This is a genomic window from Pseudomonas caspiana (assembly GCF_002158995.1).
Taxonomy (GTDB): domain Bacteria; phylum Pseudomonadota; class Gammaproteobacteria; order Pseudomonadales; family Pseudomonadaceae; genus Aquipseudomonas; species Aquipseudomonas caspiana.
Window position 1 is genome coordinate 117,234 of the sequence record NZ_LOHF01000003.1, and the last position, 20,585, is coordinate 137,818.

18 protein-coding genes are annotated in these 20,585 nt (G+C 56.8%); 5 read left to right on the top strand and 13 right to left on the bottom strand.

The genetic code is table 11. The features are described 5' to 3' along the window. Positions 1 to 11 precede the first annotated feature (11 nt). Positions 12 to 761: a uroporphyrinogen-III C-methyltransferase gene (gene cobA / locus AUC60_RS05360; RefSeq protein WP_087265060.1), complete on the top strand. Its 750-nt coding sequence runs from the start codon at positions 12 to 14 to the stop codon at positions 759 to 761. Positions 762 to 838: 77 nt separating this feature from the next. Here cobA and AUC60_RS05365 read toward each other — a convergent pair whose 3' ends face one another. The 8 genes from AUC60_RS05365 to ppsA all read right to left on the bottom strand — a co-directional run bounded on the left by AUC60_RS05365 (position 839) and on the right by ppsA (position 8,922). Continuing rightward, a complete protein-coding gene (locus tag AUC60_RS05365; protein ID WP_087265061.1) occupies positions 839 to 1,873 on the bottom strand; it encodes an OmpA family protein in 1,035 nt (344 codons plus the stop codon). Positions 1,874 to 1,980: 107 nt separating this feature from the next. Then, complete coding sequence (gene sigX / locus AUC60_RS05370; RefSeq protein ID WP_087265062.1) at positions 1,981 to 2,571, bottom strand: RNA polymerase sigma factor SigX; 591 nt, start codon at positions 2,569 to 2,571, stop codon at positions 1,981 to 1,983. 86 nt (positions 2,572 to 2,657) lie between these two features. Next, positions 2,658 to 3,482, bottom strand: a complete 825-nt coding sequence (locus tag AUC60_RS05375) for a mechanosensitive ion channel family protein (protein WP_087265063.1) — start codon at positions 3,480 to 3,482, stop codon at positions 2,658 to 2,660. A gap of 2 nt (positions 3,483 to 3,484) precedes the next feature. Further along, positions 3,485 to 3,733, bottom strand: coding sequence for a CrfX protein (locus AUC60_RS05380; protein ID WP_087265064.1), 249 nt, complete (start codon positions 3,731 to 3,733; stop codon positions 3,485 to 3,487). 89 nt (positions 3,734 to 3,822) lie between these two features. Further along, positions 3,823 to 4,818, bottom strand: a complete 996-nt coding sequence (locus AUC60_RS05385; RefSeq protein WP_087265065.1) for a zinc transporter ZntB — start codon at positions 4,816 to 4,818, stop codon at positions 3,823 to 3,825. Positions 4,819 to 4,829: 11 nt separating this feature from the next. Beyond that, complete coding sequence (gene rraA, locus AUC60_RS05390; protein WP_087265066.1) at positions 4,830 to 5,318, bottom strand: ribonuclease E activity regulator RraA; 489 nt, start codon at positions 5,316 to 5,318, stop codon at positions 4,830 to 4,832. A 138-nt stretch (positions 5,319 to 5,456) separates the two neighbouring features. Beyond that, on the bottom strand, positions 5,457 to 6,449 hold the full coding sequence (locus AUC60_RS05395; RefSeq protein ID WP_087265067.1) for an alpha/beta fold hydrolase: 993 nt from the start codon (positions 6,447 to 6,449) through the stop codon (positions 5,457 to 5,459). Positions 6,450 to 6,546: 97 nt separating this feature from the next. Next, on the bottom strand, positions 6,547 to 8,922 hold the full coding sequence (gene ppsA, locus AUC60_RS05400) for a phosphoenolpyruvate synthase (protein ID WP_087265068.1): 2,376 nt from the start codon (positions 8,920 to 8,922) through the stop codon (positions 6,547 to 6,549). Between the two features lie 194 nt (positions 8,923 to 9,116). Between ppsA and ppsR the strand changes: the two genes are divergently transcribed. Beyond that, entirely contained in the window at positions 9,117 to 9,935 is an 819-nt protein-coding gene (gene ppsR, locus AUC60_RS05405; RefSeq protein ID WP_087265069.1) for a posphoenolpyruvate synthetase regulatory kinase/phosphorylase PpsR, read from the top strand. 142 nt (positions 9,936 to 10,077) lie between these two features. Here ppsR and prpF read toward each other — a convergent pair whose 3' ends face one another. The 5 genes from prpF to AUC60_RS05430 all read right to left on the bottom strand — a co-directional run bounded on the left by prpF (position 10,078) and on the right by AUC60_RS05430 (position 17,142). Next, on the bottom strand, positions 10,078 to 11,259 hold the full coding sequence (gene prpF / locus AUC60_RS05410) for a 2-methylaconitate cis-trans isomerase PrpF (protein WP_087265070.1): 1,182 nt from the start codon (positions 11,257 to 11,259) through the stop codon (positions 10,078 to 10,080). A gap of 178 nt (positions 11,260 to 11,437) precedes the next feature. Next, a complete protein-coding gene (gene acnD, locus AUC60_RS05415; protein WP_087265071.1) occupies positions 11,438 to 14,029 on the bottom strand; it encodes a Fe/S-dependent 2-methylisocitrate dehydratase AcnD in 2,592 nt (863 codons plus the stop codon). 250 nt (positions 14,030 to 14,279) lie between these two features. Next, positions 14,280 to 15,407, bottom strand: a complete 1,128-nt coding sequence (gene prpC / locus AUC60_RS05420; protein ID WP_087265072.1) for a bifunctional 2-methylcitrate synthase/citrate synthase — start codon at positions 15,405 to 15,407, stop codon at positions 14,280 to 14,282. A 132-nt stretch (positions 15,408 to 15,539) separates the two neighbouring features. After that, on the bottom strand, positions 15,540 to 16,433 hold the full coding sequence (prpB, locus tag AUC60_RS05425) for a methylisocitrate lyase (RefSeq protein ID WP_087265073.1): 894 nt from the start codon (positions 16,431 to 16,433) through the stop codon (positions 15,540 to 15,542). Next, positions 16,420 to 17,142: a GntR family transcriptional regulator gene (locus tag AUC60_RS05430; RefSeq protein WP_087265074.1), complete on the bottom strand. Its 723-nt coding sequence runs from the start codon at positions 17,140 to 17,142 to the stop codon at positions 16,420 to 16,422. Before AUC60_RS05430 ends, prpB begins: the two co-directional genes overlap by 14 nt. 321 nt (positions 17,143 to 17,463) lie before the next feature. Here AUC60_RS05430 and rloA point away from each other — a divergent pair, with 321 nt between their 5' ends. From rloA to AUC60_RS05445, 3 genes are read left to right on the top strand one after another with little or no spacing between them, the layout of a single operon-like run. Further along, positions 17,464 to 18,000 carry a retropepsin-like aspartic peptidase RloA gene (gene rloA, locus AUC60_RS05435; RefSeq protein WP_087265075.1) on the top strand — a complete coding sequence of 179 codons (537 nt, stop codon included), beginning with the start codon at positions 17,464 to 17,466 and terminating at the stop codon, positions 17,998 to 18,000. 4 nt (positions 18,001 to 18,004) lie between these two features. Beyond that, complete coding sequence (gene rloB, locus AUC60_RS05440) at positions 18,005 to 19,558, top strand: osmotic stress tolerance membrane protein RloB (RefSeq protein ID WP_087265076.1); 1,554 nt, start codon at positions 18,005 to 18,007, stop codon at positions 19,556 to 19,558. Then, entirely contained in the window at positions 19,558 to 20,535 is a 978-nt protein-coding gene (locus AUC60_RS05445; protein ID WP_167384322.1) for an alpha-L-glutamate ligase-like protein, read from the top strand. The genes rloB and AUC60_RS05445 overlap by 1 nt, the downstream gene beginning before the upstream one ends. Positions 20,536 to 20,585: the final 50 nt, after the last annotated feature.

A 20,585-nucleotide genomic window follows, 5' to 3' on the forward strand; every position in this document is an offset into this window, starting at 1 on the left:
AGGTGTACAGCATGAGTGCAAAAGTCTGGCTGGTCGGCGCAGGTCCCGGAGATCCCGAGCTACTGACCCTCAAAGCCGTGCGTGCCCTGCGCGAAGCAGACGTGGTCCTGATCGATGATCTGGTCAACAGCGCCGTGCTGGAGCATTGCCCGACCGCTCGCGTCATTCCAGTAGGCAAACGGGGTGGCTGCCGCTCGACACCGCAAGCTTTCATCCATCGCCTGATGCTGCGCTACGTGCGCCAGGGCAAATGCGTAGTTCGCCTCAAGGGTGGAGACCCATGCATATTTGGCCGCGGCGGCGAAGAAGCCGATTGGCTGCGAGTTCATGGGGTTGATGTGGAACTGGTCAACGGCATCACCGCCGGCCTGGCTGGCGCGACGCAGTGCGGTATATCGCTCACATTGCGCGGCGTTAGTCGCGGCGTGACATTGGTAACCGCTCACACACAGGACGACAGCACGTTGAACTGGCAAGCGTTGGCGCAAGGAGGAACAACGTTGGTGGTTTACATGGGTGTCGCAAAACTGGCGGAAATACGTGACAGCCTGATCAGCGGCGGCATGGCGCTGACTATGCCAGTGGCAATGATCGAGAACGCTTCGCTGCCTCAGCAACGCGAATGCCGTAGCTCACTCGCCGACATGCAACGGGATGCAGCACTGTTCGAACTGAAGAGTCCGGCCATCCTGGTGATTGGCGAAGTGGCAGCAGTCACAGAGATAGATTTGCTGCAACTGGCAGAAAGCAAAACGGCCTGAGTTTTCCCTCAAATCGCAGGCAAAGAAAAGCCCGGCCTAGGCCGGGCTTTTCTATTGAAGCGAGTAAAGCAGGCTAATTACTTAGCTTGTGCTTCAACTTCAGCTTCTACGCGACGGTTAACAGCGCGGCCAGCGTCAGTTGCGTTATCAGCAACTGGACGGGATTCGCCATAACCAACCGAGTTTACGCGGTTAGCGCCAACACCGTACTGGTTAACCAGAACCTGTTTAACGGCGTTTGCACGACGCTCGGACAGTTTTTGGTTGTAAGCGTCAGGACCGACGGAGTCAGTGTGACCTTCAACAGTGGTGGTGGTTTGTGGGTACTGTTGCATGAAGTCAGCGAGGTTCTTGATGTCGCCGTAGCTGTTAGGCTTGACTACGGATTTGTCGAAATCGAACTTCACGTCCAGCTCAACACGAACCACTTCGGCAACTGCTGGGCAGCCATCAGCGTCAACGGTAACGTTGGCTGGGGTGTCCGGGCACTTGTCGACGTTGTCGCACACGCCGTCGTTGTCGCTGTCGGAGCACACTTCAGCTACTGGAGCTGGTGCTGCTTCAACTTTCTTGGAGCCGCCACCGAAGTTTACGCCGATACCGACGCTAGGAGCCCACTCGGTGTCGCCTTGGTCGATGTTGTACTGAGCTTCAACGCCTGCGCGGGCATAGAAGTTGTCAGTGAAGTAAAGCTTGGCACCGCCACCGATGTTGGCGAAAGTGGAGCCGTTACGGCCGCCACGAGCGTCTTGACCGATGCTTTGATCAGAGAAACCAGCCGAAACGTAAGGACGCAGCATGTCGCCTGGATTGTTGAAGTGGTACAGAGCGTCAAGGGCAGTGTTGGAGCCTTTGATGTTCTTGCCGCTGTCGCTGCGAACGTTGTGAACTTCGTCGTAACCCAGACGTACTTCTACGTCGTCGGTCAGGAAATAACCAATCGAGCCGCCGAACAGGTTGCCGTCGTTTTTAAAGTTACGGGCGCTGTCGTAGTACTCTTTCTTGGCGAAGCCTTCGATTTCGACTGCGCCTTGGCCTTGTGCCAGAGCGCCGAAAGATGCCGCGGCAACAATAGTACCAATGGCCAAGCCCAAGGTGTTTTTCAGTTTCATCCGTTAAATCCCCATCTGGTGATTGTAAAGCAGTCCCACATCGCTGGGGACAACTCATCGGCAAGTCTATCAGAACTTGCCTGCTCGTTAGAGATATTTGCACCGACTTAAGTTTCGGTAATGCCTGCAAATTTCTCACGTAATTTATCTAAAGCCCGCTTGTAGCGCATTTTCGTTGCGCTCAAGCCCATGTGCATAATGTCTGCAATCTCCTGGAATTCAAGTTCTGCGACAAAACGCAGCACCAGAATCTCCCGATCGATCGGGTTCACATACACAAGCCAGCGATCAAGTCCGCCCCGTTCTTCAGGTTTAGGCGCCTTTTCTTCCGACGCTTCCTCAAGTGGATCCAGACTCAAAGCGTCCATCAAGCGACGCTTACGCCGTTCCTTCCTGTACTGAGTGATGCATTCGTTGTAAGTGATGCTGTACAGCCATGTTTTGAATTTCGATTTACCCTCAAAATTCTTCAAGCCATACAACACCTTAAGCATCACTTCCTGACAGACATCATCAGCATCGCGATCGTTCCCTAAATAACGTGCACAGACGTTAAAAAGTGTACGTTGATAGCGACGCATCAATTCTTCATACGCCCGCGTCACATGGAAAAGTTCGACGTGGGCGCGCGCAACCAGCTCCTCGTCAGAGAGCTCTCGTGGGTCGTAACGCATCGATAGCGGTTGAGTGTTATTCAAAACAAATCGTGCCGACAGTCAGGTCAATGGCCGCCACTGCCCTTGAAACGGCAATTTGTGGCGGCATAGAGTAGCAGGTTAGCCGCTTAACGGCTGCTCACTCGCTGTTCCAGAAGGACGCGGTTGGACAATGAAACCAACTCCCCGTCATCAGTCAGCAGTGTGGTTTTCACCGTACCAATCTCTTCGATCTGCCCTTCGACATCGCCAACACGCACCTCTTGCCCTACCTGATACAACTCCCGCACATAAATTCCTGCCAGTATTTGGCCAGCAAGTTCACGACTTCCCAGCCCCATGGCCAAGGCAATTGCCAGACCAACGGTAATCAAACCGATCACAATCACGTGGTTAAGCAGGTCAGTTTTGACCTCCAACTGACTGATCGCCACCGAAATACTGATAATAATGACCAGCCCCTGAGCAATTCGCCCCAGGCCTGCCGAGTAATCCAGCCCGACACCCTCAGCCGCACCGCGAACCAGCCCGTTGACCAGTTGCGCCAGCAGCACGCCGACCAGCAGCACCAGCGCAGCACCAAAGACTTTGGGTAAATACAGCGCCAGCATGTCCAGCGTAGCTGAAACCCGCTCCAGACCCAGCGACTCGGCAGCAGATACCAGGAAGATCAGCAGCACGAACCAGTAAACAATCTTGCCGATGAGGGTCGAGATCGGAACCTGAACACCCGCCCGACTGATCAGCTTGGTCAGGCCGGTGCCCGCCATCAAACGATCCAGACCGAGCTTGGCAAGCAGCTTCGACAGCAGGGTGTCGAGTAGTTTGGCGACCACAAAGCCCAGCAGCACAACCACCAGAGCACCGAACAGATTCGGGATGAAATTTGCAACTTTGGTCCACAATGCAGTCATTGCGGCAACCAGACTCTGAGTCCAGAGATCCAATTCCATGTTCAATCAGCCTTATCGACAGGACGAGCGGTAGAATTCTTCTTACGTGAAACCGGTGCAACGTGGGCCGAGCCATTGTTCAAGGCGATCATCATCGCTTCGGACCAGCGGCCTAGCAGACTGAATAACACGCCCGCGCCGACCTGGCGATTGGCGGTCTTCAATACGCGACCAAGGCATGCATCGTCATCCCGGCTGGAGGAGGACGACTTGAGCATGTCGCGCAATGATTCTTCAAACGGATCGTGCATAGGCACCTCTCGTAACGTCCTGTGGAGACGCGAACCAATCCGGGTGAGTCACAAATGCCCCCTCGAACGAACGTTAAAAAGTGTAACAGTCAGACCCAACGCAAGCGCCTGAACAACCACCACTGCCCTAACGCCAGCGCGACAATCAGCGCGCAAGCCACCAGGAAGCCATAAGGGCTATCGGAGCCGGGGATACCCCCGACGTTTATCCCCAACAAGCCGGTCAGAAAGCTCATGGGCAGAAAGATTCCGGTGATTATGCCAAAGCGGTACATGGTGTGGTTCATGCGCTCGCGCAGTCGCCTGTCTTCGGACTCAAGCACCAACCCCACTCGCTCGCGGGTCAACTCCAGTTCTTCAAGGTATCGCGTAAGGCTGTTATTCAGCTCGTTCCAGTAGTCAGCATCATCGTCGACGAACCACGGTAGCTTGCTGCGACTGAGCTGCCCGTAAATTTCCCGCTGCGGCGAGAGAAAACGTCTGAGCCCTGCGGCGCGGCGTCGAATATGAAGCATGTCGCCGTGCTCAGGCGTGTACCGTTCATCGGCATCTATCTTTTCTTCCTCTTCATCGACCGATTCGGTGAGGTCACCCACCAGCGCCTGGACCTTGTCAGTCAGGTACTGGGCGAGATAGAGGATCAGTTCGGACGCGGTTTTGGGTCCATTACCCTCGTTCAGTTGCTCAATCAACTCATCCGTGGCTCGCAGCGGACGCAAGCGCAAGGATATGACCTGCTGGGCTGCGGCGAAGATTCGCACCGAGACCATATCCTCCGGCTCGGCCCCAGGATTGAGATTGACGCCGCGCAAAAACAGCAGCAGTTTTTCATCAGGCAGTGGCAACAGACGCGGTCGGGTGTTTTCCTCCAGCAGCAGGTCACAGGCGAATTCACTCAAGCCGCTGGCTGTGCGCAACCACGTCTGAGTCTGCGGATGACCGCGATCCCAATGCAGCCAGACACTCTCGTGCGGCTGCAGCTGAAGGCAATCCAGTTCGGTTCGAGCGATGAAGCGTGCCCCGCCTTTACCGTCCAAAACGAGGGCATGAACCAGCCCCCACTGCGCGTTTGTCTCGTCGAACATTAATACTTCGCTTATTCGGGCATCGTAAGAGCCGAGGGTGAAACGATCACGCCGTTGTTATCGGCATACACGTATTCACCCGGGCGGAAGGTAACACCGGCAAAGGTCACCACCACGTTCAAGTCACCAATACCACGCTTATTGGTCTTCAGCGGATGGCTGGCCAGCGCCTGGACACCCAGATCCGTCTGCGCCAACACATCCACATCACGAATACAGCCGTAGATCACCATGCCTTGCCAACCATTGCGTGCGGCTTTCTCGGCAATCATGTCACCCAGTAACGCGCAACGCAGCGATCCGCCGCCATCGACCACCAGCACCTTGCCCTTCCCGTCCAGCTCGGCCTGCTCTTTGACCAGCGAGTTGTCCTCAAAGCATTTGACGGTCACGATTTCACCGCCGAATGAATCACGGCCGCCGAAATTGCTGAACATCGGCTCAAGAACCTGAACCAGATCCGGGTAAGCGTCGCACAGGTCGGGAGTGAGGTAATGCATGGTGGTACTCCTGTCAGTGAAAGGTCTGTCTCTGCTTATGAACCGTAGCTCATAAGATCGAAACCCAACCAGATTCATGACCCTAACATTTCTTGTCGCAGCTTAATCGCAAGCTGCGGCCAGTGTAATACCTTGAAGTCAGTCGCCGACGGCCATCGGCATTTGCGACAGCTCCTGTACAGGCACGCAGCCTTCGTTCAACCACTGCGTAACCAGCGGCCACACTTCTCGCTGGGCGCTTTTGCTGACCAGCATCTTTACGTGATCAAAATTCTCCGAGAAACCCTGTTCACGCCCCAGACAGAGGAATTTGCGCTGTGGCGAACCCATCTGATCAAAGAGCTTGCGACAGGCCCAGACCGGGTCCTGATAATCCCCCATTGCTGCCACAGCCAGCACAGGGACGTCGACTCCCGAAAGGCCAGCCCACCAGTCGGTCTCGCGATCACCGAAACGACCAAACAGACCATGCCAGCGCATACTTTCCAGTACCAGCCCGATCGGTTCATCCTCCGGGCCACGCTTGAAACGCGGGCCGGAAATGTGATCGAACGGTTTCAGCAACAGGCGCCCTGCCCACTGGACCGGAGGAATCTTCAGCGGCCAGTAATCACGACTGACCTGGCTGCCAAATAAAGCGACTGAGGCTGCACCGGGAGAACCCAGATACTGCCCGCCCAGCGCGGCTGCCAGAGTCGTGCCGCCTAGCGAATGGCCGATCCAGTGCGGAACCTGCCCACTCTGCTCACGAACGAATGCCGCAATGGCTGGCACGTCGTAACGCGCATAATCGGCCACCCGGTTGTAACGGTAGGCTTCGTTGCGAGCCGATAGCCCGTGCCCGCGCATTTCCGGGATCCACACGTCAAACCCGGCTCGCGCGAGGTACGCGCCCAAACCGACCCCTTTGGGGGAATACCAGAAACGTCGGTTGGAAAAACTGCCATGCAGCAGGATGACCGGCACGCCGCGCACGTCAGGCTGCGACACCAGACCCAGTCGGGTTACAGCAATTTCGACACTGTAATCAGGACTATTGGCAGGCTTGAGGCGGTAAACGTCTTCGATCAGATCACCACAACGCTCGGCGCTGATCAAAGCCACAGGAAAGAGAGTGCTGCTGCTTTGCATATTGCTCAAACAATCAAAGGTCGGCGTGGAAACCGTCCATGGTAAACGTAAAAAAGCCCCGGCTCACAGAGATGAACCGGGGCTTCACTCAATCACATCAGACCGGGGCCTGAGCCTCAGCCAGGAAGAACCAGGTTTCCAGCACGGAATCCGGGTTCAACGAAACGCTTTCAATGCCCTGATCCATCAACCAGCGTGCAAGGTCCGGGTGGTCCGATGGACCCTGACCGCAGATGCCGATGTACTTGCCAGCCTTGTTACAGGCTTGAATGGCGTTGGACAGCAGCTTCTTCACAGCCGGGTTCCGCTCGTCAAACAGATGAGCGATGACGCCGGAGTCACGGTCCAGACCCAAAGTCAGCTGGGTCAAATCGTTGGACCCGATAGAGAAGCCGTCGAAGTACTCGAGGAACTCCTCGGCCAGAATCGCGTTGGAAGGCAGCTCGCACATCATGATCACACGCAGGCCATTTTCGCCGCGCTTCAGACCGTTCTCCGCCAACAGGTCAATCACCTGACTGGCCTCACCCAGCGTGCGCACGAACGGCACCATGATTTCGACGTTAGTCAGGCCCATTTCCTCACGCACACGCTTGAGGGCACGGCATTCCAACTCGAAACAGTCGCGGAAATTTTCGCTGATGTAGCGAGAAGCACCACGGAAGCCCAGCATCGGGTTTTCTTCTTCCGGCTCGTACATCTTGCCGCCGATCAGGTTGGCGTACTCATTGGACTTGAAGTCCGAGAGACGCACGATGACCTTTTTCGGGGTGAATGCAGCGGCCAGAGTGCTGATCCCTTCGACCAGTTTCTCGACATAAAAGCCCACGGGATCGTCGTAGCCGGCAATGCGCTTGTCGACACTGTCTTTAATGTCTTGAGGCAGACTGTCGTAGTTGAGCAGCGCCTTGGGGTGCACGCCGATCATGCGGTTGATGATGAACTCAAGACGCGCCAGACCCACACCCGCGTTGGGCAGTTGGGCAAAGTCGAATGCTCGATCCGGGTTGCCGACGTTCATCATGATTTTGAACGGTAGCTCAGGCATGGCATCGACCGAGTTGGTCTTGATGTCGAAGCCCAACTCGCCTTCGAAGATGTAACCGGTATCGCCCTCTGCGCAGGAAACCGTCACGCCCTGACCGTCCTGCAGTAACTGGGTTGCGTTACCGCAGCCCACAACCGCCGGAATGCCCAACTCACGGGCAATGATCGCCGCGTGACAGGTACGGCCGCCCCGGTTGGTGACGATGGCGCTGGCGCGCTTCATGACCGGTTCCCAGTCCGGGTCGGTCATGTCGGAAACCAGCACGTCGCCGGGCTGGACCTTGTCCATTTCGGAAACGTCTCTGATGATTCGCACCTTGCCTGCGCCGATGCGCTGACCAATGGCACGACCTTCAACCAGCACATTGCCGGTTTCCTTGAGCAGATAACGCTCCATGACGTTGGCCTGGGCGCGACTTTTCACGGTTTCCGGACGCGCCTGGACGATGTACAGCTTGCCGTCATCACCGTCTTTGGCCCATTCGATATCCATCGGCGCCTTGTAGTGTTTCTCGATGATCATTGCCTGCTTGGCCAGCTCTGCGACTTCCTCGTCAGTCAGGCAGAAACGCGCGCGATCAGCAGGCTCGACGTCCACGGTTTTCACCGAACGACCAGCCTTGGCTTCTTCGCCGTAGATCATCTTGATGGCCTTGCTACCCAGATTGCGGCGCAGAATGGCCGGGCGACCTGCTGCGAGGGTGCCCTTGTGTACATAGAACTCGTCAGGGTTGACCGCGCCCTGCACTACCGTTTCACCCAGGCCATAAGCGCCGGTGATGAATACCACGTCGCGGAAGCCGGATTCAGTATCCAGGGTAAACATCACACCTGCCGTACCGGTTTCGGAGCGCACCATGCGCTGCACACCGGCAGACAATGCCACCAGCTTGTGATCGAAGCCTTGGTGAACACGGTAGGAAATGGCACGGTCGTTGAACAGCGAGGCAAACACTTCCTTGGCCGCACGGATGACGTTTTCGACACCGCGGATATTGAGGAAGGTCTCCTGCTGACCGGCAAAAGAGGCGTCAGGAAGGTCTTCTGCTGTGGCGGAAGAACGCACGGCGACGGCAAGATTCGGATTACCTGCCGACAGTTCGGCAAAGGCGGTGCGAATCTCGGCGTTGAGCTTCTCGGGGAACTCGGCTTCCATGATCCACTGACGAATCTGCGCGCCGGTTTTGGCCAGCGCGTTGACATCGTCGACATCCAGAGCGTCCAGAGCTGCGTGGATCTGATCGTTCAGACCGCTCAGCTCAAGGAAATCACGGTAGGCCTGGGCCGTGGTGGCGAAACCACCAGGTACCGAAACGCCAGCACCGGCAAGGTTGCTGATCATTTCGCCGAGGGATGCGTTCTTGCCTCCCACATGCTCCACATCATGGACGCCGAGCTTATCGAGGGAAACTACGTACTCTACCAAGGTGATCTCTCCACTAACTGTGTTTGTTGTTGGGAAAAGCTCAGTCGCCCGGTCGCGCCAGGCACGAATCCGAACGTTTGTTTGGCCTGACTTCAAGCCGAACCTTGAAAAAAGTTGCTAATGCCAGCCACCCAGGCCCGCAAGCGCGCCTATGATATCCAACAATCGTCACCAGCTTAAGGCCAAAGGCGCAAATGAAACGATCTGCTTTTTTTATCTCCGACGGCACCGGGATTACCGCTGAAACCCTTGGCCAAAGCCTGTTAGCGCAATTTGAGAATATTACGTTCAACAAGTTCACGAGGCCCTACATCGACAGCGTCGAAAAAGCGCGGGCGATGGTACAACAAATCAACAATGCCGCCGATAAGGACGATGTCCGGCCGATCATCTTCGACACCATCGTCAATCAGGATATTCGCGAGATCCTGGCGACATCCAACGGCTTCATGATCGACATTTTTTCGACCTTCCTGGCACCGCTGGAGCAAGAGCTTAGTTCACACTCGTCCTACTCGGTGGGCAAATCGCACTCCATCGGGCACAACTCCAATTACATGGAGCGGATCGAGGCGGTGAACTTCGCGCTGGACAACGACGACGGTGCACGCACGCACTATTACGACAAGGCAGACATCATTCTTGTGGGGGTTTCCAGGTGCGGTAAAACCCCGACTTGCCTGTACATGGCCATGCAATTCGGCATCCGTGCCGCCAATTACCCGCTCACGGAAGACGATATGGAGCGCCTGCAGCTGCCAAATGCGCTGAAGGAGCACCGTAGCAAATTATTCGGCCTGACCATTGATCCAGATCGCCTCACCGCGATTCGCCACGAGCGCAAGCCCAATAGCCGCTATTCCAGCTATGCCCAGTGCGAATTTGAGGTTCGTGAAGTGGAAAGCCTGTTCCGCAGGGAAAACATTCCGAACATCAACTCCACCCATTTCTCGGTCGAAGAAATCTCCGCCAAAGTGCTGGTTGAGAAAGGGGTTGAGCGACGGTTTAAGTGATACTTGGAATCCGGTTTGCTTTTTGTGGGAGCGGTGCTTGCCCGCGATGCATGAGACGCAGCTTGAAGACATACTGCGTTATCGTTTTTCTCGGGCAAGCACCGCTCCCACATAAAAAAGCATTTCAAGTCTTCTGATCAGATCAACTCGGAACCCGCACCCAGCCCTCCATCAACACTCTCGCGCTACGACTCATGATCGCCTTGGTGACCTTCCATTCGCCATTGCTCTGCAGCGCCTGTGCGCCGACCCGCAAAGTGCCGGAAGGATGCCCGAAGCGCACGGCTTCGCGCTCGATGCCGCCCGCTGCCAGATTGACCAACGTACCGGGAATCGCGGCCGCTGTGCCGATGGCTACCGCCGCGGTACCCATCATCGCGTGATGCAACTTGCCCATGGACATGGCGCGTACCAGCAGATCGATATGGCTGGCAGCTACCGGCTTGCCGCTGGACGCGATGTAGTCGGCAGGTTCTGTCACGAACGCTACTTTCGGCGTGTGCTGGCGGGTAGCAGCTTCTTCCAGATGCTTGATCAGGCCCATGCGCAGCGCGCCGTGGGCGCGGATCGCTTCAAACATCGCCAGCGCTTTGGGGTCGCCATTGATATCGCCCTGCAATTCCAGGCCGCTGTAGCCAATGTCTCGGGCGTTAACAAAAATGGTCGGGATACCGGCATTGATCAGCGTGGCCTTGAACGTGCCAACTCCGGGCACCTCCAGCTCATCCACCAGATTGCCGGTAGGGAACATCGAACCGCCTGCGCCCTCCTCCTCAGCCGCTGGGTCGAGAAATTCCAGTTGCACCTCGGCTGCCGGAAACGTCACGCCATCCAGCTCGAAATCGCCGGTTTCCTGCACTGCTCCTTCAGTAATGGGCACATGGGCAATAATCGTCTTGCCGATATTCGCCTGCCAGATCCGCACCACAGCAACGCCGTTTTGAGGAACGCGTGAGGTGTCAAGCAAGCCGCTGCTGATTGCGAATGGACCGACGGCTGCCGAGAGATTCCCGCAGTTACCACTCCAGTCCACAAACGGCTTGTCGATGGAAACCTGCCCGAACAGGTAATCCACGTCGTGATCCGCCCGACTGCTGCGCGACACAATCACCGTCTTGCTGGTACTGGAGGTCGCCCCGCCCATGCCGTCGATCTGCTTTTCGTACGGGTCCGGGCTGCCGATAACCCGCAGCAGCAAAGCATCCCGAGCCTCACCCGGCACCTGTGCTGCTTCGGGCAGGTCAATGAGATTGAAAAAAACGCCTTTACTGGTACCGCCACGCATGTAGGTGGCGGGGATTTTTATTTGTGGTGCGCTTGCCATAAAAATTTGTCTCCATGCTATCGCGAGGCGAGCACCCAACCTGTGGGAGCGAGGCTTGCCCGCGACAAGGTATATGCGGTCTGAAGTGAATCGCGTCCAGCCGGATCATCGGAATGCCGCCCAGACCAAGCTCAGCTCCCACAATTGATCTGATTCCAGATCAAAATATGTGCGATCTTCAGGCTGTTGCCGCCTCTAGAAAATCTTGCGCAAAGCGCTGCAAAACCCCACCCGCCTCGTAGATCGAAACCTCTTCAGCCGTATCAAGGCGACAGGTCACTGGCACTTCAACCCGCTCACCATTCTTGCGATGGATAACCAATGTCAGGGTGCTGCGGGGAATACGTTCGCCGACCACGTCGAAGGTTTCACTGCCATCAATACCCAAGGTATGACGATCAACACCCGACTTGAACTCAAGCGGCAATACGCCCATGCCGACCAGATTGGTCCGGTGAATTCGCTCGAAACCTTCGGCAGCGATGGCCTCGACACCCGCCAGACGTACACCTTTGGCCGCCCAGTCGCGTGATGAACCCTGGCCGTAGTCCGCACCCGCAATAATGATCAGAGGCTGCTTGCGCTCCATGTAGGTTTCAATCGCCTCCCACATGCGCGTGACCTGACCTTCCGGCTCAATACGCGCCAGCGAGCCCTGCTTGACCTTGCCGTCAATGCGCACCATTTCGTTGATCAGTTTGGGGTTAGCAAAAGTCGCGCGCTGGGCCGTCAGATGGTCGCCCCTGTGAGTCGCGTAAGAATTGAAGTCTTCTTCCGGCAGGCCCATTTTCGCCAGATACTCCCCGGCCGCGCTGTCGAGCATGATGGCGTTTGAGGGTGACAGGTGATCAGTGGTGATGTTGTCGCCCAGCACGGCCAGCGGCCGCATGCCTTTCAAGGGCCGAGCCCCCGCCAGCGCGCCCTCCCAGTATGGCGGACGTCGAATGTAAGTGCTCAACCCGCGCCAGTCATAAAGCGGTTTGACCCGTTCACCGTCGTCCGCCTTGATCTCGAACATCGGGATGTAAACCTGACGAAACTGATCTGGCTTGACGCTGGCTTTCACCACCGCGTCGATTTCCTCGTCGCTCGGCCAGATGTCTTTCAGCGTGACCGGATTGCCCGCTTTGTCGATACCCAGGACGTCCTTCTCGATATCGAAACGGATGGTGCCCGCAATCGCATAGGCCACTACCAAAGGCGGCGACGCCAGGAAGGCCTGCTTGGCGTAAGGATGAATGCGCCCATCGAAATTGCGATTGCCGGACAGCACAGCCGTGGCATACAGATCGCGATCAATAACTTCCTGCTGAATGACCGGATCCAGCGCACCGCTCATGCCGTTGCAGGTGGTGCAGGCAAAGCCGACGATGCCGAAGCCCAAAGCCTCCAGTTCCGGCAGCAGGTTGGCTTCTTCCAGATACAGCTGCACCGCCTTGGAGCCAGGCGCCAACGATGATTTGACCCAGGGTTTGCGGGTCAGGCCAGCAGCGTTGGCATTACGCGCCAACAAACCCGCAGCAATAACATTGCGCGGGTTGCTGGTATTGGTACAGCTGGTGATTGCCGCAATGATCACCGCACCATCGGGCATCAGACCCGGTTCGTTTTCCACGACGCCGGAAATCCCCAGCGTAGCCAGGTCAGAAGTTGCTACCCGGCGATGCGGGTTGGATGGACCCGCGATGTTGCGGACCACGCTGGACAGATCGAATTTCAGCACCCTCTCGTACTCGGCGGTTTTCAGGCTGTCGGCCCACAGGCCCGTCTGCCTGGCGTAGGTTTCAACCAGCCTTACTTGCTCGGGATCGCGCCCGGTCAGGGTCAGGTAATCCAGCGTCTGTTGGTCGATGTAGAACATCGCCGCCGTTGCGCCGAACTCAGGCGTCATGTTGGAGATGGTCGCGCGGTCGCCCAAGGTCAGCGCATTAGCGCCCTCGCCGAAAAACTCCAGATACGACGACACGACTTTCTCGGCGCGCAGAAACTCGGTAACAGCCAGCACGATGTCAGTTGCGGTGATGCCCGGCTGACGTTTGCCCACCAGTTCTACGCCGATGATGTCCGGCAGGCGCATCCACGACGCCCGGCCGAGCATCACGCTCTCGGCTTCCAGCCCGCCAACGCCAATGGCGATCACCCCCAGTGCATCCACGTGCGGCGTGTGGCTGTCGGTGCCGACCAGTGTGTCAGGGAATGCCACGCCTTCCAGCGCATGCACCACTGGCGACATTCGCTCCAGATTGATCTGGTGCATGATGCCGTTCCCCGGCGGGATCACGTCGACATTCTTGAAGGCTTTCTTGGTCCAGTTGATGAAGTGAAAGCGGTCTTCGTTGCGGCGATCTTCAATGGCCCGGTTGCGCTCGAATGCGTCAGGCTCGAAACCGCTATGCTCGACGGCCAGAGAATGATCGACGATCAACTGGGTCGGCACCACAGGATTCACCAACGCAGGGTCGCCCCCTTGCAAAGCAATCGCGTCACGCAGGCCAGCCAGGTCAACCAGTGCAGTCTGGCCAAGGATATCGTGACACACCACCCGCGCCGGAAACCATGGGAAGTCCAGGTCGCGCTTGCGCTCGATCAACTGCGCCAGAGAGGCGTTCAGGGTTGCCGGATCACAACGCCGCACCAGATTTTCCGCCAGTACTCGGGAGGTATAAGGCAGGCCGTCGTAAGCGCCGGGCTTGATGGCATCGACCGCCTCACGGGCATCGAAATAGTCCAGTGAAGTACCGGGCAAGGGTTTGCGGTGTTCTGAGTTCATGGCACGGGGCCTCAATCACGGAAAATTCAGGAAAATGGCGGGTAGCTTTGTAAGTGGCAGCAAATACATCCCGCTCTGTAAGAGCCTTTATCAAACTAATACGACCTGACTTGGAACGCTTTTTTACTGTAGGAGTGAGCTTGCTCGCGATAGCGTCAGATCAGGCGAAAAATTCGTCGACTAAGAAACCGAATCGCGAGCAAGCTCACTCCTACAGGGTCGATGTTGTGTCGTTAACAAAGGGTTGTCATCAGCGCTTTTCAATGCTCATAAAACTGCGCTGCTCAACACCGACATACTCGGCGCTGGGTCGGATGATGCGGTTGTTGGCACGTTGTTCGAACACATGCGCAGCCCAGCCTGTCAGGCGAGAGCACACAAAGATCGGTGTGAACAGCTTGGTCGGGATGCCCATAAAGTGATACGCCGAGGCATGGTAAAAGTCGGCGTTGGGGAACAGCTTTTTCTGCTCCCACATGGTTTTGTCGATGGCTTCGGACACCGGGTACAACACGGTATCGCCCGCTTCATCGGCGAGCTTTTTCGCCCAGCCCTTGATGACTTCGTTGCGCGGGTCCGACTCTTTATAGATCGCGTGGCCAAAGCCCATGATCTTGTCTTTGCGCTCCAGCATGCCCAGGGTGCCTTTGATGGCGTCTTCGGCAGAATCAAAACGCTGAATCATTTCCATGGCCGCTTCATTGGCGCCGCCGTGCAGCGGACCGCGCAAGGTGCCAATTGCTGCCGTGATGCACGAGAACAGATCGGACAGGGTCGATGCACAGACCCGAGCGGTAAAGGTCGACGCATTGAATTCGTGTTCTGCGTAGAGGATCAGCGAAACGTCCATGACCTTGCGGTGCAGCTCGCTGGGTTTCTTGTCCAGCAGCAGATGCAGGAAATGCGCGCCGATGGAGTCTTCGTCAGTCACACAGTCAATGCGCTTGCCGTCATGACTGAAGCGATACCAGTAACACATGATCGCCGGGAAGGCCGCGAGCAAGCGGTCGGTGGAGTCGCGCTGCTGCTCGAAGCTGGTTTCAGGCTCCAGCGTGCCGAGCATCGACGCACCGGTACGCATCACGTCCATCGGGTGGGTGTCAGCCGGGATCCGTTCGAGAACTTCTTTCAAGGCTTGCGGCAGGTCGCGAAGCTTTTTCAGTTTCGCGAGATAGCCGTCCAGTTGCGCCTGGGTTGGCAGCTCGCCATAAAGCAGCAGATAGGCGACTTCTTCGAAACGCGCCTCAGCGGCCAATTCTTTCACGTCATAGCCACGGTAGGTCAGGCCAGCACCGGTCTGACCCACGGTAGACAAGGCCGTCTGCCCGGCCACCTGACCACGCAGGCCTGCGCCGCTTAATACTTTTGCTTCAGCCATTGCTCTCTCCAATTTTGGATTTTTTAGGGATTTGGCAATTCAGATCATCATCGGCCCGTAGGATCTGCCGCAGGCTGCGAAGCTTTTTTCTGGCGCACCGCCATCGCAGCCTTCGGCAGCTCCTACAGAAAACTAAACCTTCTTCTGCGCAAACAGCGCATCCAGCTTCTGCTCAAAGGTGTGGTAATCAATCGCGTCGTACAACTCCATGCGGGTCTGCATGGTATCGACCACATTCTTCTGGCTGCCATCACGACGAATCGCGCCGTAGACGTTTTCCGCCGCTTTGTTCATGGCGCGGAATGCCGATAAAGGATAGAGCACCAGGGAAACATCAGCGCTGCGCAGCTCGTCCACGGTGAACAGCGGCGTGGCGCCAAACTCGGTGATGTTGGCCAGAATCGGCGCTTTGACCCGCGAGGCAAACAGCTTGTACATGTCCAGCTCGGTGATGGCTTCAGGGAAGACCATGTCGGCGCCGGCTTCGATGCACGCAGCCGCACGCTCCAGGGCCGACTCCAGGCCTTCCACTGCCAGCGCGTCAGTGCGTGCCATGATCACGAAGCTGTCATCGGTGCGGGCATCCACCGCCGCTTTGATACGGTCGACCATTTCCTGCTGAGTAACTATCTCTTTATTAGGACGATGACCGCAGCGCTTGGCACCCACCTGATCTTCGATGTGGATCGCCGCCGCGCCGAACTTGATCATCGAGCGCACAGTACGCGCCACGTTGAAGGCCGAAGAACCAAAACCCGTATCGACATCAACCAACAGCGGTAGATCGCAGACATCGGTGATGCGGCGTACGTCGGTCAGTACGTCATCCAGGCCGGTAATGCCCAGATCAGGAATGCCCAGTGAACCCGCCGCCACTCCGCCACCCGACAGGTAGATCGCCTTGAACCCGGCGCGCTTTGCAAGCAACGCATGATTGGCATTGATCGCGCCGACCACTTGCAGCGGATGCTCGCTGGCAACGGCATCACGAAAACGTTGGCCTGGAGTGGTTTTATTGGAATTCATTATTCACCTCGGGTTGGGCGAGCTGCTCTAGATAATGCCGCTCGATATTGCGTTTGGAGGCGCCGATGTGGCGACGCATCAACAGTTCGGCCAGTTCACCGTCACGGTCGGCGATGGCGTCGAGAATGCGATGGTGTTCGGCAAATGCCTGACGGGGACGGTTGGGTGTCGCGGAGAACTGGATGCGGTACATACGGACCAGTTGATACAGATCGCCGCAAAGCATTTGCGTCAGGGTTTTATTGCCGCTGCCCTGAATGATCCGATAGTGGAAATCGAAATCCCCTTCCTGCTGGTAATAACCGACTCCGGCCTGAAACGCGGCATCACGCTCGTGGGTTTCAAGCACGCGGCGCAGTTCTTCGATCTCCTCAGTGGTCATGCGCTCGGCAGCGAGACGGCAGGCCATGCCTTCTAGGGATTCGCGAATCTCGTAGAGTTCGATCAATTCGGCATGGCTGAGGGAAACGACACGGGCGCCTACATGTGGCACACGAACCAGCAAACGCTGCCCTTCAAGACGGTGGATCGCCTCACGCAACGGGCCGCGACTGATGCCGTAAGTGCGCGCCAGCTCAGGCTCGGAAATCTTGCTGCCGGGGGCGATCTCGCCTTTGATGATGGCGGACTGAATACGACGAAAGACGTTTTCGGATAGGGTTTCCGAATCGTCTGCCACTGGAGCAGCGCTTTCGACGGAATCCAACATTGTCGACACCATTAGGGTTATTTTGGCTAAAACTAGCTTTCAAATACATTTTAGTCAAAGAATTAATCGGGACTGTCGACAATAGCCCGATTTACGATCTTATGTGGGAGCTGAGCTTGCTCGCGATAAGACTGGACGCTATCTACGTAAATCGCATCTGGCTTTATCGCGAGCCAGCTCGGCTCCCACAGGTACATGCATATCCCAAAAAACCTTCATGCTAGAATGCCGCCCCAGCTGAACGTCAGTAATAGCACTGCGCCAGCCACTATATGACTTAAGGGCGATGTCCGGATGACCGCCCTCAACGTGCCAGGATTTATGACACTAAAAGCCCTTCCCGCCCTGCTCTGCCTTCTTCTGCTATCACTCAACGGCATGGCAGCCGACAAGACCGTCTATGGTCTGAACGAATACGCCCAGCTCAACGATATCGACCTGCAAGTGGCCGCCAAACTCGACACCGGTGCCAAGACTGCTTCACTGAGCGCTCGGGACATCAAACATTTCAAACGCAATGGCGAGACGTGGGTACGCTTTTATCTGGCGATCGATGACGCACATGCGCACCCCATCGAGCGCCCGCTGGCGAGGGTCAGCAAAATCAAACGGCGGGCCGATGATTACGACGCCGATGACGAAAAAAAGTACACCGCGCGCCCGGTTATCAGCCTTGATGTCTGCATGGGTGCAACTTTACGCACCATTGAAGTGAACTTGACGGACCGAAGTGCTTTCCAATACCCGCTTTTGATCGGCTCCGAGGCGCTAAAACGCTTTGATGCGCTGGTCGATCCAAGTCTTAAGTACGCAGCGGGCAAGCCTGGCTGTGAAATTACTGCTCAAACCACCGAGTAAACCAATGCGCTCTCTGACTCTGCATCTGAAAATCCTGATTGGCGTCCTGGTGACCCTGGGAATCGCGATCACGGCCTATCAGATACTGGCGCTCGGCATCCCGGTGACCGAGGATGAAACCGACGACCTCTGGAATATCGACGCCAAGGTCGAGTTTGTTGCCAACAACAATAAGGATTCGGTGAAGGTCCAGATGTTCGTGCCACCACTGGCGCGGGATTTCATCAGCCTCAATGAAAGCTTCATTTCCAATAACTACGGCGTCAGCGTCAATCGGGTCGACGGCAATCGCAAAGTGACCTGGTCGGCACGCCGCGCTACCGGCAATCAGACCCTCTATTACCGTTTGGTGCTGACCAAGCGTTACAGCGGCGAAAGGTTAAAAACCAAAGGCCCGATCTTCCGCGACAGTATTGCTGTCGAGGGCCCAGAGAAAGTTGCCGCCGAAGCGCTGCTCGCGCCCATCCGCCAACACTCGGCGGACGTTGAGACTTTCATTACGGAAGCCATCAAGCGGGTCAACAACCTCAAGGATGACAATGTAAAGCTGCTGCTGGCGGGTGATGCATCCAGTTCCAACAAGGCACGCATTACCGAGCTGCTGCTGTCCATTGCCCACGTACCGATGGAAAAGGTCCACACGATTCGCCTCGTCGCAGACCAGCCACAAAGCCCGGAGCTCTGGCTACGCAGCTTCAATGGCAAGGACTGGCTGTATTTCAATCCGGATACCGGCGAAAAGGGCCTGCCTGATGACCGTCTGCTGTGGTGGACAGGCGACGAGAACCTGATCACCGTCGAAGGCGGCAAAAAAGCCCTGGTCACCTTCAGCCTTAACAACAGCGAGATGAATGCAATTCGTCTGGCACAGTTGACCGATGCAAGCACTGACGCGGACTTCCTCGAATATTCGCTGTACGGCCTGCCGCTGGAAACCCAGCAGACCTTCATGATCATGGTGATGATCCCGATTGGCGTACTGGTCATTCTGGTCTTGCGCAACCTGATTGGCCTGCAGACCCTCGGTACGTTCACCCCGGTACTGATCGCTCTGGCATTCAGGGAAACCCAGCTTGGCTTCGGCATCATCCTGTTCACGGTGATTACCGCGCTCGGCCTGTCGTTGCGCTCTTATCTGGAACACCTGAAGCTGCAAATGCTGCCGCGCCTTTCAGTGGTCCTGACATTCGTGGTGGTGCTGATCGCAGCCATCAGCGTGCTCAGCCACAAACTGGGTCTGGAGCGCGGCCTGTCGGTAGCGCTGTTCCCGATGGTGATCCTGACCATGACCATCGAACGCCTCTCCATCACCTGGGAAGAGCGCGGCGGCGGTCATGCCATGAAAGTGGCCATTGGCACCTTGTTCGCGGCCTCCCTGGCGCACATCATCATGAGCGTGCCAGCGCTGATCTACTTCGTTTTCACCTTCCCGGCAGTCTTGCTGATTCTGGTGGGCTTCATGTTGGCCATGGGTCGCTATCGCGGTTATCGCCTGACTGAACTGGTCCGTTTCAAGGCCTTCCTCAAGGAAGAATCCAAGCAAGAAGAAGCCAAATGATCGGTTGGTGGAAGACCTGGAAGGCGCTGGAAGCCCGCGGCATCATGGGCATCAACCGGCGTAATGCGGATTACGTGCTCAAGTACAACAAGCGCAGCCTGTATCCGATTGTCGATGACAAGATTATCACCAAGGAACGGGCCATCGCAGCTGGCATCAATGTGCCAGAGATGTACGGCGTAATTTCCACCGAGAAGGAAATCGAAAAGCTGGACGAGATCATTGGCGGCCGCAGCGATTTCGTGATCAAGCCCGCTCAGGGCGCAGGCGGTGACGGCATCCTGGTGATCGCGGACCGTTTCGAGGGTCGCTACCGGACCGTTTCCGGGCGCATCGTCAGCCACTCCGAGATTGAGCATCAGGTCTCGAGCATCCTCACCGGGCTTTATTCGCTGGGCGGCCACCGGGATCGAGCGCTGATCGAATACCGGGTGACCCCGGATCAGATTTTCAAAAGCATCAGCTACGAGGGCGTGCCGGACATTCGCATCATCGTTCTGATGGGCTATCCGGTGATGGCGATGCTGCGCCTGCCCACCCGCCAATCCGGCGGCAAGGCCAACCTGCACCAGGGCGCGATTGGCGTCGGTGTCGATCTGGCCACCGGCATTACCTTGCGCGGAACCTGGCTGAACAACATCATCACCAAACACCCGGATACCACCAACGCGGTGGACGGCGTTCAACTGCCCAATTGGGACGGTTTCATGAAACTTGCCGCCGAGTGCTATGAGCTGTGTGGCCTGGGTTACATCGGCGTCGACATGGTGCTCGACCAGGAACAAGGGCCGCTGATTCTTGAACTCAATGCCCGCCCCGGCCTGAACATCCAGATCGCCAACGACTGCGGCCTGACTCACCGGACCCAGGCGGTTGAAGCGCGACTTGAGCAATTGGCGCTCAATGGCGAGCAGGAAACACCTGAGCAACGACTGCAGTTTGTTCAGGAGCTTTTCGGTCACGTCCAGACCTCCTGAGTACACGACCACTGCGCCGGATAACCATCCAATTCCGACACGCTACTAGG